The sequence below is a fragment of the Motiliproteus sediminis genome (genome assembly GCF_017912535.1).
Classification (GTDB): domain Bacteria; phylum Pseudomonadota; class Gammaproteobacteria; order Pseudomonadales; family Balneatricaceae; genus Motiliproteus; species Motiliproteus sediminis.
On record NZ_JAERQK010000001.1, the window covers coordinates 408,362 to 423,165 of the forward strand.

12 protein-coding genes are annotated in these 14,804 nt (G+C 59.3%); 11 read left to right on the plus strand and 1 reads right to left on the minus strand.

Annotated elements, in window-relative coordinates:
• Positions 1-7: 7 nt before the first annotated feature.
• From JJQ76_RS01990 to JJQ76_RS02040, 11 genes are all read left to right on the plus strand, one after another.
• Positions 8-1,477, plus strand: coding sequence for a sigma-54-dependent transcriptional regulator (locus JJQ76_RS01990; protein ID WP_246480022.1), 1,470 nt, complete (start codon positions 8-10; stop codon positions 1,475-1,477).
• Positions 1,477-3,852: a carbamoyltransferase HypF gene (hypF, locus tag JJQ76_RS01995; RefSeq protein ID WP_210394946.1), complete on the plus strand. Its 2,376-nt coding sequence runs from the start codon at positions 1,477-1,479 to the stop codon at positions 3,850-3,852. The genes JJQ76_RS01990 and hypF overlap by 1 nt, the downstream gene beginning before the upstream one ends.
• Positions 3,853-3,856: 4 nt before the next feature.
• Positions 3,857-4,105 (plus strand): HypC/HybG/HupF family hydrogenase formation chaperone, encoded by a 249-nt coding sequence (locus tag JJQ76_RS02000; protein ID WP_210394947.1) that lies wholly within the window; start codon positions 3,857-3,859, stop codon positions 4,103-4,105.
• On the plus strand, positions 4,102-5,271 hold the full coding sequence (hypD, locus tag JJQ76_RS02005; protein WP_210394948.1) for a hydrogenase formation protein HypD: 1,170 nt from the start codon (positions 4,102-4,104) through the stop codon (positions 5,269-5,271). The genes JJQ76_RS02000 and hypD overlap by 4 nt, the downstream gene beginning before the upstream one ends.
• Before the next feature lie 18 nt (positions 5,272-5,289).
• Complete coding sequence (gene hypE / locus JJQ76_RS02010) at positions 5,290-6,345, plus strand: hydrogenase expression/formation protein HypE (RefSeq protein WP_210394949.1); 1,056 nt, start codon at positions 5,290-5,292, stop codon at positions 6,343-6,345.
• Positions 6,346-6,505: 160 nt separating this feature from the next.
• Complete coding sequence (locus tag JJQ76_RS02015; protein ID WP_210394950.1) at positions 6,506-8,233, plus strand: hydrogenase maturation protein; 1,728 nt, start codon at positions 6,506-6,508, stop codon at positions 8,231-8,233.
• Between the two features lie 58 nt (positions 8,234-8,291).
• Positions 8,292-10,034: an oxygen-binding di-iron domain-containing protein gene (locus JJQ76_RS18080; RefSeq protein ID WP_210394951.1), complete on the plus strand. Its 1,743-nt coding sequence runs from the start codon at positions 8,292-8,294 to the stop codon at positions 10,032-10,034.
• A gap of 77 nt (positions 10,035-10,111) precedes the next feature.
• Entirely contained in the window at positions 10,112-10,876 is a 765-nt protein-coding gene (locus JJQ76_RS02025; RefSeq protein WP_210394952.1) for a hypothetical protein, read from the plus strand.
• A 197-nt stretch (positions 10,877-11,073) separates the two neighbouring features.
• Positions 11,074-11,556, plus strand: a complete 483-nt coding sequence (locus JJQ76_RS02030; protein ID WP_210394953.1) for an NlpC/P60 family protein — start codon at positions 11,074-11,076, stop codon at positions 11,554-11,556.
• Positions 11,553-11,993, plus strand: a complete 441-nt coding sequence (locus tag JJQ76_RS02035) for a PliI family lysozyme inhibitor of I-type lysozyme (RefSeq protein WP_210394954.1) — start codon at positions 11,553-11,555, stop codon at positions 11,991-11,993. Before JJQ76_RS02030 ends, JJQ76_RS02035 begins: the two co-directional genes overlap by 4 nt.
• Before the next feature lie 35 nt (positions 11,994-12,028).
• On the plus strand, positions 12,029-12,682 hold the full coding sequence (locus tag JJQ76_RS02040) for a thiopurine S-methyltransferase (protein ID WP_210394955.1): 654 nt from the start codon (positions 12,029-12,031) through the stop codon (positions 12,680-12,682).
• On the opposite strand, the gene ppk1 is transcribed toward JJQ76_RS02040, so the two are convergent.
• On the minus strand, positions 12,679-14,784 hold the full coding sequence (gene ppk1, locus JJQ76_RS02045; protein WP_210394956.1) for a polyphosphate kinase 1: 2,106 nt from the start codon (positions 14,782-14,784) through the stop codon (positions 12,679-12,681). The genes JJQ76_RS02040 and ppk1 overlap by 4 nt on opposite strands.
• Positions 14,785-14,804: the final 20 nt, after the last annotated feature.

Consider the following 14,804-nt stretch of genomic DNA (forward strand, 5'->3'; position numbering starts at 1 on the left):
CTGACCGATGATGACTTTCGCCGAACGCCCCCCGGTGCTGTTGGTAGACGACGAAGTCCGCTCGCTGGAAACCCTGAGCCGCACCCTCGATGATGAGTTCGAGGTTTTCACTGCCCAGTCGGTGATTGAGGCGGAGCGTATTCTGGAGGAACAGCGGATCCAGGTGATCCTCTGTGATCAGCGCATGCCGGACTGCACCGGGGTGGAGTTTCTGGCGGGTGTACGCGACCGTTGGCCACGGATCTGGCGCATTATTATCTCCGGTTATACCGACGCGGAGGATATTATCCGCGGCATCAACGAGGGCGGTATCTACCAGTATCTGACCAAGCCTTGGCACCCTGACAACCTGTTGATGACCGTGCGTAATGCCGCCAAGCTGTTTCGGCTGCAGAACGAAGGAGACCTGCTCAGCACCGAGATGAAGCTGACCGCGCCCGGGGTTCGCAAACAGATCAAGCGTCAGCGCGACAGTCTCAAGCAGAGTTTTCAGCTGGAGCGGATCAAACGCCAGCCCGACAGCCCGATCAACGCGGCGTGCGAGCAACTGGCGCAGATTGCCCGTTACGACATCTCGTTGCTGATCGCCGGCGAATCCGGTACCGGCAAGGAGCTGTTCGCACGCGCGCTGCACTACAGCAGTGAACGTGCCGACAAACCCTTTGTATCGGAAAACTGCGGTGCCATGCACGATGAACTGCTCTCGAGCGAGTTGTTCGGCCACAAAAAGGGCGCCTTTACCGGTGCCATCAGTGATCACGTGGGGCTGTTCGAACAAGCCCATGGCGGCACCATCTTTCTGGATGAGATCGGCGAAATCTCGCCCGCGTTTCAGGTCAAGCTGCTGCGTGTTCTGCAGGAGGGTGAAGTGCGCCCGCTGGGGGCCGATCAACCACGGCGTGTGGACGTGCGCATCGTGGCTGCCACCAATCGGGATCTGCAGGAGGAGGTCAGAGCTGGTCGTTTCCGCCAGGATCTCTACTACCGTCTGGCCCAGGTGACTCTGGAACTGCCGCCATTGCGGGAGCGATCGATGGACGTGCCGCTACTGGCAGAAACCATGCTGGAACAAGCGGCGGAAACCTTCGGTAAGCAGGTGGTGGGATTCAGCACCGAAGCGCTGGAGGTGCTTAAGGGCTACGAATGGCCGGGCAACGTGCGTGAGCTGCAGAACGAGGTCCAGCGGATGCTGGTGTTCTGTCGGGAGGACCATCTGGGCGCCGAGCTGGTGTCGCCCCATATCATTCGGGCCGGGACCCATCACGATGTGGCAGGCCCCGCTTCAGAGCTGGAAGGGATCGCGGCGCTCAAGGGAACGCTGAAAGAGCGGGTAGAACTGCTGGAAGCCTCCATTCTGCGGGAAACCCTGATCCGATGCCGGTGGAACAAAAGCCACGCTGCGGACGAGCTGGGGCTGTCTCGGGTCGGTTTGCGCAATAAACTCGAGCGCTACGGACTGGAGAAGAATACGCACTGATGAGGCCGGCAACGCAACACAGCGGCAGGGTTGCCGGGGAGTCTTTACAGGGGTGTCTGCTAAGGCTGGGCGGCCAGGTCCAGGGGGTCGGTTTTCGGCCTTTCGTGCACAACCTGGCCGAGCGCCTTGGCGTGATCGGCCAGGTCAGCAACGATGCCGCCGGCGTGCTGATCGAAGCCTGGGCAGATGGTCGTACTCTGGATCATTTTGCGGCCGCGCTGATCAAGGAAGCGCCGCCAATGGCGTTGGTCGATGCCCTGTCCCGAGAGCCCCTTGATCGAAATCAGCCGGCTCAGCCGACTTTTACCATTGCTGCCAGTGGCGGCGGTGAGGTCAGCGTGGGGGTAACGCCCGATGCCAACGTCTGCCCCGAATGTCTGCAGGAGCTTTTTGACCCTACTGATCGCCGCTATCGCTATCCCTTTATCAACTGTACCCATTGCGGCCCGCGCTATAGCCTGATTCGCGCCCTCCCTTACGATCGTCCCAATACCACCATGAGCGCCTTTGCGTTGTGTGGCCGCTGTGACAGCGAGTACCGGGATCCGACCGATCGCCGTTTTCACGCCCAGCCGACCTGCTGCGCGGACTGTGGACCGCAACTTGAACTCCGTGACGCTCGCGGGCGGATAACGGACGCCAAAGACCCGATCGCCGCTACTGTCCGGCGGCTGCTGGATGGCGAGATCGTGGCGATCAAGGGGCTGGGCGGGTATCACCTGGTGTGCGATGCGCGTAATCCCGCTGCGGTCGCGCGTCTGCGCGAGCGCAAGCAGCGGGAGGAAAAGCCCTTTGCAGTGATGGGTGCCAACCTGGCGTCGCTCCGTCAGGTGGCCCGGGTGAACGCTGCCAACAGCGCCAGTTTATGCAGCAGTGTGGCGCCTATCGTGCTCTGTCCGCGTCAGCCCAACGATACGCTGATCGGGATTGCCCCGGGATTGAGCTGGCTGGGTCTGATGCTGCCGCATACACCGTTGCATTATCTGCTATTCCACCAGGCTGCCGGTCAGCCGGCCGGCATGGAATGGTTGCAACAACCGCAGAAGCTGTTGCTGGTGATGACCAGCGGTAACCGCAGTGGCGAGCCGCTGGTGACCGATAACCCGCAGGCGCTGGACAAGCTGGCCGGCATCGCTGATGCCTGGCTGCTGCATGATCGTGATATTCACACCCGTTGCGATGATTCGGTGCTGCATGGTGGCAGCGAACCACCGACGGTGATCCGTCGTGGACGAGGGCTGGCTCCGCGGGTAGTGGCGCTCAATGTCGACGGCCCTCCGGTGTTGGCGCTGGGGCCGTATTTTAAGAACACCCTTTGCGTCACCAAGAGTAACCGTGCTTACGTGTCGCAATACGTAGGAGACCTGGATAACGCTGACAACTGCCGCACGCTGGAACAGACGGCCTCCCAGTTAGCGCAACTGATGGCGGTGGAGCCGGCGCTTATCGCCATTGACCGCCACCCTGATTTTTACAGCAGTCGTCTGGGTCAGCAGTTGGCCAGAGAGCGCGGTTTGCCGCTGGTCAGGGTTCAGCATCATCATGCCCATATTGCGGCGGTGATGGCGGAGCATCAGCTGGATGGCGCGGTGCTGGGGCTGGCGCTGGATGGCACCGGACTGGGCGACGACAACCAGCTCTGGGGCGGCGAGTTGTTGCAGGTGGAGGGCGCTTCATATCAGCGTTTGAGCGGATTGGCGCCGCTGCCCTTGGTGGGCGGTGACCGGGCGGCAAAGGAGCCCTGGCGGCTGGGGGCAGCGGTGCTGCACCAGCTGGGGCTTGGTGATCAGATTGAACGTCGGTTCGCCAGCCAGCCGGGCGCGGATCTGATACGTCAGATGCTGGAGCGGGGCAGTCACTGTCCGTACACCAGCAGTATGGGGCGCTGGTTTGACGCGGCCGCGGGGCTGCTTGGGATCAAGCCGGTCGTGTGCTACGAAGCGCAGGCGGCGATGATGCTCGAAGGGCTGGCTGAAAGTTACGGTCCGGCCACAGAGGAATCGCTCAGGGCTTGCGTTAACGCCAACGGTGAACTCGACCTGCTACCACTGATGGCACGGCTCCTCGATGTGGCGGATCCGGCGGAAGGCGCGGCACTGTTCCAACAACAGCTGGTAGGCGGTTTGAGTCGCTGGACATTATCCCGGGCACAACAGGCTGGCCTGAACCGGGTGGTGCTGGCGGGCGGCTGCTTTCTCAATCAGGCCCTGCGGCGCCAGCTCAGCGAGGCGTTACGTCAGCAGGGGTTACAGGTGTTTACCGCCGAGCGGCTGCCCTGTAATGATGGCGGCATCAGTCTTGGGCAGGCCTGGGTGGCGCTGCAGCAATGGCAGCAGCCACCCAAAACAACCAACCCGGAGCGGGTAACGGAGTAGACGTATGTGTTTGGCAATTCCAGTTCGGGTCGAATCCCTGATCGATGAAGAGACCGCGCTGGCCGATATCGGTGGGGTCAAAAAAGAGATCAACGTCGCGCTGATCGAAGATCTGGCAGTGGGGGATTACGTGATTCTGCACGTCGGCTTTGCACTCAACAAAATCGACCCTGAGGAAGCTGCCAAAACCCTGGCACTGTTTGCCGAACTGGACGAAGCAGCCCAACGCGAGGCGATTGAGGCCAGCCTATGAAATACGTTGACGAGTTCCGCGACGGTCAGTTGGCGCGAGATATTGCGGCCAAAATCAGTATCGAGGCTGATCCGGAGCGCCAGTATAACCTGATGGAATTTTGTGGCGGCCACACCCACGCCATCTTTCGCTACGGTATTCCCGACCTGCTGCCGGACAATGTGCGCATGATCCACGGACCGGGCTGTCCGGTGTGCGTTTTGCCGATCAATCGTCTGGACACGGCCATTGAACTGGCGGTCACCCATGGGGTGATTCTCTGCTCCTATGGCGACATGATGCGGGTGCCGGGCTCACGCAAGCGCAGCCTGCTCAAGGCCCGCGCTGAAGGCGCAGACGTGCGTATGGTGTACTCCTGCGCCGATGCGCTGAAGATCGCTCAGCAGAATCCGGAGCGCGAGGTGGTGTTCTTCGCTATCGGATTCGAAACCACCACTCCACCCACGGCGCTGGTGTTGCATCAGGCCGAGAAGCTGGGTCTGACCAATTTCAGCGTGTTCTGTAACCATGTGCTGACCCCGGCGGCGATCAGCAACATTTTGGAATCTCCGGAAGTGCGTGAGCTGGGCATTCTGCCGCTGGACGGTTTTATCGGACCCGCCCATGTCAGTACTGTAATCGGCAGTCAGCCCTACGACTATTTCGCCGAGGAGTACCAGAAGCCGGTGGTGATCGCCGGCTTTGAACCGCTCGATGTGCTGCAGGCTATCCGGATGCTGGTGCGCCAGCTGAACGAGGGCCGGGCAGAGGTGGAGAACGAGTTTTCCCGCGCAGTGACGCCGGCCGGAAACGAGCGGGCAAAATCGCTGGTGGCCGATACCTTTGAGCTGCGTCGGGTGTTTGAGTGGCGGGGCTTGGGGCTGGTGCCCTACAGCGCGCTGAAGATCAAGCAGCGTTTTGCCGCGTTTGATGCCGAACGCCGTTTTACCCTTGATTACAAGAGCGCGCAGGAGAACAAAGCCTGCGAATGTGGTGCCATCTTGCGCGGAGTGAAAAACCCGCGTGACTGCAAACTGTTCGGCAACCAATGCACACCGGAGAACCCGCTTGGCTCCTGCATGGTGTCGTCGGAGGGGGCCTGCGCCGCCTATTACAGCTATGGCCGCTACCAAGAGCGTGAGCGGACTATCGCCACCGACTCGCCGCAGAGCCCACAATCCAACTGATTTTCAACGAGCATTAGCATGAGCAGAGAACAATCCCATCGCCGGTTTAATCACGATCTGGATCTCGATAACGGCCGGGTGGAGATGATTCACGGCAGCGGTGGCAAGGCGATGGCCCAACTGATCGATCAGCTGTTTATCCGCGCCTTCAGCAACGAGTGGCTGGATGCCCAGAACGACCAGGCCTGTTTCGAACTGCCGCCGGGGCGGGTGGTAATGGCGACCGACAGTCACGTTATCTCGCCACTGTTTTTTCCCGGCGGTGATATCGGTTGCCTGTCGGTACATGGCACCATCAACGACGTCGCCATGTCGGGCGCCACGCCTTGTTATCTGGCGGCTGGTTTCATTCTCGAAGAGGGGTTTCCGCTCGCGGATTTGGCCCGGATCGTCGAGTCGATGGCCGCCGCGGCGAAAAGCGCCGGGGTGCCTATTGTTACCGGTGACACCAAGGTGGTCGAGAAGGGCAAGGGTGATGGCTGCTTTATTACCACCACCGGAGTTGGGGTGGTCGCGCCGGAACTTGAACTCGGTGGTGACCGGGTTAAGCCGGGCGACAAAGTGCTGGTGTCGGGCACCCTTGGCGACCACGGCGTGGCGATCATGTCGCTGCGCGAAAACCTGACCTTTGCAACCACCATCGAATCCGACAGCCAGGCCCTGCACGGTCTGGTGGCGGAGATGGTCGAGGCGGTGCCTGAACTGCACTGCCTGCGGGACCCGACCCGGGGTGGCCTGGCCACCACTCTGAACGAGATTGCCCAGCAGTCCGCGGTCGGGGTCCAGATCTACGAAGCCGCTATCCCGCTGAAGCCGCAAGTCAGTGCGGCCTGCGAGTTTCTGGGGCTGGACCCCCTTTATGTGGCCAACGAAGGCAAACTGGTAGCGTTTTGTCCCGCCGAGCGGGCCGAGCAGTTGTTGGCGGTGATGCGTGCTCACCCACAGGGAGCGGATGCTGCCATTATCGGTGAGGTGGTGGCGGATGATCACTGCTTTGTGCAGATGGAAACCGCCTTTGGCGGTAATCGGATGGTCGACTATATCAACGGCGAGCAGCTCCCCCGCATCTGTTGAGAACGGTCTTTTTATTCCATGCCGGTGTTAGCCGGTCGGACGAAAATGCTCACGTACCTATGTACGCTCCGCTTCTTCGTCCTCGCGGCTGCCTTGGCCTGAAATAAAGATCCCGCTCTCAATGGGTCTTGAGCGTTGTAGAAAAAAGAAACTGGAAACGATGCGGATACTATTTTTGACCCACAGCTTTAACTCCCTCAGCCAGCGCCTGTTCGTGGAGCTGACCGCGCGCGGCCACGAGGTGTCGATCGAGTTTGACATCAACGATGCGGTGGCTGAGGAGGCGGTGGCGCTGTTCCAGCCAGCGTTGATCGTTGCGCCGTTTCTAAAGCGCGCTATCCCCGAATCGATCTGGCGTAACCATCTGTGTCTGATTGTGCACCCCGGTATCAAGGGCGATCGAGGACCGTCGTCGCTGGACTGGGCGATTCTGCGCGGAGAGACGCGCTGGGGCGTGACCTGTCTGCAGGCCGACGCCGAGATGGATGCCGGTGATATCTGGTCAGCGGTCGAGTTTGAAATGCGTGACGCCAGCAAGGGCAGTCTTTACCGTAATGAGGTCGCCGATGCGGCGGTCACCGCGGTTTTGGAGGCGATTGAAAAACTACAGCAGGGTAACTGTCAGCCCGAGCCTTTGGACTACAGCCGCGACGATGTGCGTGGTCAGTGGCACTGCCTGATGAGCCAGGCTGAGCGCTGCATCGACTGGCGCCGGGATGATACCGCAACCGTGCTGCGTAAGGTGCGGTCGGCTGACGGGGTGCCAGGGGTGCGGGACCGGATCGGCGAGCGCGATTACTTTCTCTATAACGCCCATCCTGAAGGTGACCTGAGCGGCGTGCCCGGCGCATTGCTGGCCCGGCGAGACGGAGCGATCTGCCGCGCAACTATCGATGGCGCGGTATGGATCACCCACCTGCGGCCGGCGGTACCCGAGTCTGGTGAATTCGGATTCAAGCTGCCAGCGGTGCAGGTGCTGGGGGAGTTGGCGGCAGAGTTACCGCTGTCAGAACTGGCGATCGATGCGCTGCCGCAACACCCCACCTGGCAGGAGATTCGCTACCGCGAGGCCAACGGTGTCGGCTATCTGCACTTTGACTGCTACAACGGGGCCATGGACAGCAGCCAGTGTATGCGTCTGCGCGACGCGGTGCTGTACGCCGCTCAGCGGCCGGTAAAGGTGCTGGTGTTGATGGGCGGTTGTGATTTCTGGAGCAATGGTATCCATCTGAATCAGATTGAAGCGGCGGACAGTGCGTCTGATGAGTCATGGCGTAATATCAATGCGATGGATGATCTTTGTCAGGCGTTGGTTGAGAATTGTCAGCAGCTGGTGATCGCGGCTATGCAGGGCAATGCCGGGGCTGGCGGGGTGTTTTTGGCGCTGGCGGCGGATGAGGTCTGGGCACGCAACGGGGTGGTACTGAATCCTCACTACAAGGGCATGGGTAATCTGTACGGCTCCGAATACTGGACCTACCTGTTGCCCAAGCGCGTCGGAGAGCAACAGGCGGCGGCGTTGACCCACAACCGTTTGCCGCTATCGGCCCGGCAGGCCGCTGACGCGGGACTGTTGGATCTGGTGATTGAGGGTGATTCGTTCTCTTTTGTCGCAGCGGTACAGGCCCGCGCCGAGGCGCTGAGCCTGAGTGAGCAGATTGACGAACGGCTGGATAGAAAACGCACCACCCGGCTGCATGACGAACAGCAAAAACCCTTGTCGGCCTACCGTGCCGAGGAGCTGGAAAAGATGAAACTCAACTTCTTTGGCTTCGATCCCAGTTACCATGTGGCGCGCTATCACTTTGTCGAAAAACTTCCCAAAGCGAGGACACCGGCATATCTTGCCAGACACCGGCGCGTGGTCGGCGCCAAGCAGCGCCCCTGAGTTGCGAATTGTCACATAACCACGTAAAACAGATGGACCTGTTCAAGGAAGGTTTGCCATGGAAGATTTTTCTGGCCCCGTTCAGATCGCCGATCGTGTCTGGTGGGTAGGGCAGAAGCAGAAAGATGATGTATTCCAGAGTCATGTGTACCTGCTGGAGCAAGGGGACCAGTCGGTTCTGTTTGATCCCGGCTCGCTGCTGACCTTTGACGATACCCTCGCCAAGATCGAGCAGGTGATACCCTTTGATCAGATACGCTACTTCGTCTGCCACCATCAGGACCCCGATATCACCGCCGCGCTACCGCGGATCGATGGCATGATCACCCGTGATGACGCGGTGGTGGTGTCGCACTGGCGCGCCAAGGCGTTGATCCAGCACTACGATCTCAAACGTCTGCCGTTCTGGCTGATCGAAGAACATGATTGGGAGCTGCAACTTCCCGATCGCAAGTTGTTGTTCCGCTTTACCCCTTATGCCCATTTCCCCGGCGCCTTTGTCAGCTTTGATGATGCCAGCGGAGTGCTTTTTTCCAGTGATCTGTTCGGCGGCTTTACCCATAGTTTCTCGTTGTACGCCAAAGACGAGTCTTATTTCGAAGAGATTCGCTATTTTCACGAGCACTATATGCCGTCACGCGATGTGCTTGAGTTTGCACTGTCCCAGTTCGAGTCACTGCCGCTGAAACTTGTCGCCCCGCAGCACGGATCCATCATTCCGGAGCATCTGATCGGGTTTATCTTTGATCAGGTGCGTACCCTTGACTGCGGCATCTATCTGCTGGCCAAGAAAGACACTGATCTACGTCGGCTGATGGCGCTCAACCAGACCTTGCGTGATCTGACTCGGTCGATGGTGATGCACCGGGATTTTCGCGAAATCGCCACCAGTTTGACTGAAATCCTGCGACGCCACTTGCCGGTCAAGGCGGTGGAGTTTTACTCCCGCCTGGACAGTGGCGTGATCATTCACCTCACGCCGGAGCGGATGTATCACGGTGTATTGGCCGACCCTCCGGTGAGCGTGCGTGAGCGTCTGGGGGTGGTTAAGCCAGAGGCTCCCTTGCCACTGCAACTCAAGCGCAGTGAAGACGGTGAGGGGACCCCGGACTGGTGCTGGATGCTGCCGCTCTATCCCGGCCAACGGCGCGAAGCCAGTGCAGTGGCGCTGCTCCGCTTTGCGGATAACTTTGAGCAAACCGAGGGGATAGAACGGATTATTGCCACGGCGATCAGCTATCTGGAGGTGGCGGTAGAGCGCGAAAACATCTACTGGGAGCTGGATCTGGAGCGCAAACGGCTGTTCGAACGTTCTATTCGTGATCCGCTGACCGGGCTCTACAACCGGCTACACATGCTTAATGCGCTGCAGCCGCTACTCAATATTCATGACCGGGATCCCAACTCCGGTCTCAGCGTGGCGATTATCGACATCGATCACTTCAAGCAGATAAACGACACCTACGGCCACGCCCAGGGTGACGAGGTGTTGCGCCGGCTCGCGCGTCTGTTGCTGGACGACACCCGTGAAGCCGACTTGGCGGTGCGTCTGGGCGGTGAGGAGTTCGCGGTGTTTTTCGTTGGTAATACCGCTAATGGCGTTGCCACCTATGCCGAACGGATACGCGAACATATCGGTGAGATGCGCTTCCAACGCCTGACGCAACAGGTAACGGTCAGTATCGGTACCGCCATCCGGCGCCAGCAGGAGCCGTTGGAAAGTTTGCTCTATCGGGCCGACATGGCGTTGTACAAAGCCAAACGCGAGGGGCGTGACCGGGTCGAGCAGTCCCAGGTGTGAGATTGGAGTCCGGCGCGGATGAAAAGCCGTTCTGAGGTGTTAGCAGCAGTAACCCCGACGCAAATTGAGGAGCCGTAATGACGGTCGATACTGCTGCGATGACGCGCCGCCTGTTCTGGGGGCTGCTGGCTGCCGAAGTGCTGCTGGTGCTGCTGGATGCGGTGATTACCTACGGCCAGTTGGTGGAGGATCGTTATATCCGCCGGCTGTTTAATATTACCCGCGAAGACAGTATTCCCAACTGGTTCTCCAGCATGCAGTTTTTGTTGATTTCGCTGGCCGCCTGGTGGGCCTTTTTTGTCCATCGTTGCCGTTTCTCCCCGCGCTGGCAGTTGTTGGGCTGGTGGCTGGTGGCGGCGGGTTTTTTGTTTCTGTCGCTGGATGACGGTTCTCGCCTGCACGAGCGCGTCGGCGCCTGGGTGGCGGAATCCTATAGCCAGACCGATACCGTTGCTGGCAGTCTGGTTGATGCCAACCCGAGTTATACCTGGCATCTGGTAATGGGCCCGTTTTTCGCTTTGGGCGGGCTGTTTGTGCTGGGATTTGTCATGACACAACTGAATTCGGTCCGCCAGAGGCTGCTGTTTGTGGCGGGAGTAGGATGCTTTATCGTCTCCCAAGGAATGGATTTTCTCGAGGGTATCGATGCCGTGGTGGAGCAGGTGCGTGCCGCCCTTGATGTGGATACCTACGATGTGACGCACTTTGCCAAATCGGCAGAGGAGTTTATTGAGATGTTGGGGCAAAGCCTGATACTGGTGGTCTTTGTCCGCCATCTGGGATGTATCGGCGCGGAGATGTTTCTGCGTCAGTCCGCTGATGAGCGACCCGTTACGCCCTGAGAGCAGTAAGCGTCGGTTTTGGCAGGATGAGTGTCGGGCGCTCTGGTTATTTTGCCATTTCATCCCCCGGACACCGCGCGCCCAGCTGCTGTGGCAAGGCTGAATCCGCTACACTATGGTTCACGCCAGGTGACGCACCTTTGGCTGCAGCGCCGCCTTGAGTGCGGCCAGTCAGGTCAATGGAGATCAAGCCACAGATGAGAGTCGGAATCATTTTCATCGGTGTAGCGCTGGCAGCTCTGCTGACCGCAGGCTGCAGCACCCAGCCGCGGGCGACTGCAACCACACCTCCGGTGGTATCCGGCAACCATGCACGCGTCGCGGCCCTTTATCGCCAGCATCAGCTCTGGCAGGGGACCCCCTATCTTTTAGGGGGGAGTTCGCGCGATGGTATTGATTGCTCCGCCTTTGTACAGCGCACCTATAGCACCCTGTTCGATTACTCCGTGCCACGCACCACTGAAGCGCAGCAGCGCCTCGGGACCGCGGTGCCACGCCGGCAACTGCTACCGGGCGATCTGGTGTTTTTCCGTACGGGTGACAAGGTCCGTCATGTGGGGATCTACGTTGAGCGGGGGCGTTTTCTGCATGCCTCTACCAGCCGCGGCGTGATGCTCTCCGAACTGAACAATCCCTACTGGCAGCGTCACTACATTCAGGCCCGGCGGGTGCTGAAGTGAAAGCGCTGGTGCTGGGTATGCTGCTGGGGGCCGCCCAGAGCGTTGCCGGCGACGAGTTGACGTTGCAGTATCCCGCTGCGGAACCTCTGTTAGTGGTTGCTGCCGAAGGGAAGGGAGAGTCGCAGAGTATCGGCAGCTACGTGCTCCGGCTTTACCGGGTGGATAACCCGGACTTTCCGCGCGACCACTATCTTCACGGTATTGTCAGACCTCGCGACGGCGTTCTTGAGCGTCTCGAGTTTATTGGCGTCGATCCGCACGGGGCGTTGGGGCTGATGGTGGTTATGCGTAGCGTGGGAACGGGCAGTTACCTGCGTGCTGAGGCTTTTGAGGTTGTTTCGGGTCGCTTGAGCTGGCGTGCCTCCACCGATTCGCTGCCGGCTGAGGCTGACCCAGCGGGCTTGCTGCGCCAGCAACTGGGCTGGTCGGGCCGTTAAGCCGTTGGACCGTTGTCGACAGGATTGGGTTGTTTATGGATCAGGATTTTTGGCACACACGCTGGAAGAACAACGAAATTGGCTTTCACTGCAGTGATGTTAACCCCCATCTGCGTCGTTTTTGGGGGGAGCTGGGGCTGACAGCGGGGCAGCGGGTGCTGGTGCCGCTGTGCGGTAAAAGTGAAGATCTGCTGTGGTTGCGAGCGCAGGGCTATGGGGTGGTCGGAGCCGAACTCAGCCCGTTGGCGGTAGAGCAGTTTTTTCTCTCGTCGGAGTTGGCGGTTAACGTTCGTCAGCAGGGCGTATTGCAGCACTGGATCAGTGACGGAATCGAGATCTTCTGTGGTGATTTCTTCGCTCTGGAGCCGCACCTGCTCGGGGAGATTCACGGTCTCTACGATCGTGCGGCGCTGGTGGCACTGCCGCCAGCCATGCGGCGTGACTATGTGGGCAAGTTGACGCGCATGGCGCCTTGCGCAGAAGGACTGCTGATCACGCTTGAATATCCGCAGGAGCGGGCCAACGGCCCGCCGTTCAGCGTCGAGGGCGATGAAGTGACAACCCTGTACCGGCCCCACTTTGCGGTTACCGAACGCCATCATCAGCTCAGTGATGATGTGCCGCCAAAATTTCGTGACGCGGGAATCGATTCGCTAACGGAGCGGGTTTACCGGCTGCGCAGCGACTAAGGCTTCTCTGCGGCCCTGAGGTAATCGTAGATCGCCATCTGTGAGCGCAGCTTCTTGCGGTTGCCTCGGGGTACATAGCGGTTTTGCTGCTGGGCATCGATGATTCGGGCCTTGGTGCGGTCCTTGAACTGTAACTCCAGTATGTCAATCACCTGCTGTTTCAGGCGTTCGTCGATGATTGGGGTGTGCACCTCCACCCGGTGATCCAGATTACGCTTCATCAGGTCGCCAGAGCCGATAAAAACCTGATCTTTGCCATTGTCATGGAACCACAGTACCCGCGGGTGTTCGAGGAAGCGGTCAACGATGCTGATCGCCTGGATGTTGTCGCTGACCCCCTTGATGCCCGGCACCAGTGAACACATACCACGCACGATCATGCGGACCTTCACCCCGGCTTGGCTGGCGTCGTAGAGCTTTTGAATCACCTCAACGTCGTCAATATTGTTCACCTTGATTACGATCTCGGCACGACGCTTCTTGGCCGCATGCTGGATCTCCCGATCGATCATTTCGAGCAGGCGTTGACGGGCGTTAACCGGGGATACCAGCAGTTTGTTGAAGGCGAACTGGCGATAGCTGTGCTGTATAAACTCGAACACATGCTCTACTTCGGCGGTCAACTTGGGGTTGCTGGTCAGCAGTACAAAGTCGGTGTAGACCCGCGCGGTGCCTTCGTGGAAGTTGCCGGTGCCGATATGGGCATAGCGATTCAGTCCGCTGGCTTCGCGGCGGGTGATCAGACACAGCTTGGAATGTACCTTGAGCGAGGGTATGCCGACGATCACGCGAATGCCCGCCTCGGTCATGGTGCGGGCCCACTCCATGTTGGCCTCTTCATCAAAGCGGGCGCGCAGCTCCACCATCACGCTGACTTTTTTGCCATTGCGGACCGCATCAAGCAGATAGCCGATAATGCGGGAGTTTTTGGCGACCCGGTAGATATTAAGTTGAATCCGCTCCACCTTGGGATCGAAGGCCGCCTGGCGCAACAGCTCGGTAAAATTGTTGAAACGGTGATAGGGGTAGTACAGCAGCACATCGCCCTGGCGAATCGCCTCAAAAGCGTTGCCGCTGACGCTCAGCCCCTTGCTAACCAGCGCATTTATCGGGCGGTTTTCCAGATAGGCCCGGCCAACGTTGGGAAAGTTGATGAAGTCACGGAAGTTGCGGTAGCGGCTGCCCGGCAGCAGTGATTTGTAGGAGGTCAGCTTAAGTTGCTTCTTCAGAAACTTGAGCATGGTTTCCGGCATCTCCTGATCGTAGACGATCCGCACCGGCTCGGCGTGAAAGCGCTGTTTCATTACCTCTGACATCTTTTCGATCAGGCTTTGATCGATCTCGTCGTTAAGATCGTACTCTGCGTCGCGGGTCAGCTTGATCGAGTAAGCGCTGAGCTGCTGATATTCGAAGAACGGCCCCATCAGCAGGTCAAGGCAGTAGCGGATCAGGTCGTCGAGCAGAATCAGGGTTTTGCGTTTTTTGCTTTTTTCCGGCAACTGGATAAAGCGCGGGGTGTCGGTGGTAGGGATCTCCACTACGGCGTAAATCGAACCGTCCGTGGACTCAATGTTGAGCACCAGGTAGGTGGCATAGTCTTGCAGGACCGCTTCCAGATCCACCTCGTCGGTAACGATGATCGGGGTGATGTGGGGCAGCACCTTGTGACGGAAGTAGGTGTGCGCCCAATCATGCTGGTGCGGGGCGATTCCGGTTTCGTCAATCAGGTGAATATTATGCCGCCGCAGGCCCTTGAGAATCGACTTGTGGGTCTGATCGAACATGTCGTTGAGGGCAACGACTTTGTTTTCGATCTCTGCCAGCAGGGCGTTGGCGCCGGGATCGCCGCCATGGCGGCGGTGAAACAGCACCCGCCGTTTGACGTCCGCGACCCGTACACGGAAGTACTCGTCCAGGTTATTGGAGTAGATGCCGAGAAAGCGCATCCGTTCGACCAGCGGCACTTCCGGATCAGCGGCTTCCTGCAGCACCCGTTCGTTGAAGGAGAGCCAGCTCAGCTCTTTGTCGATGTAGTAATCACAACGAATCTGTTTGTCATCCTGTACGAACTCTGCACTGCGTATACTGCTGGCTGCGACCATTGCACGCCCGCTCCTTATGG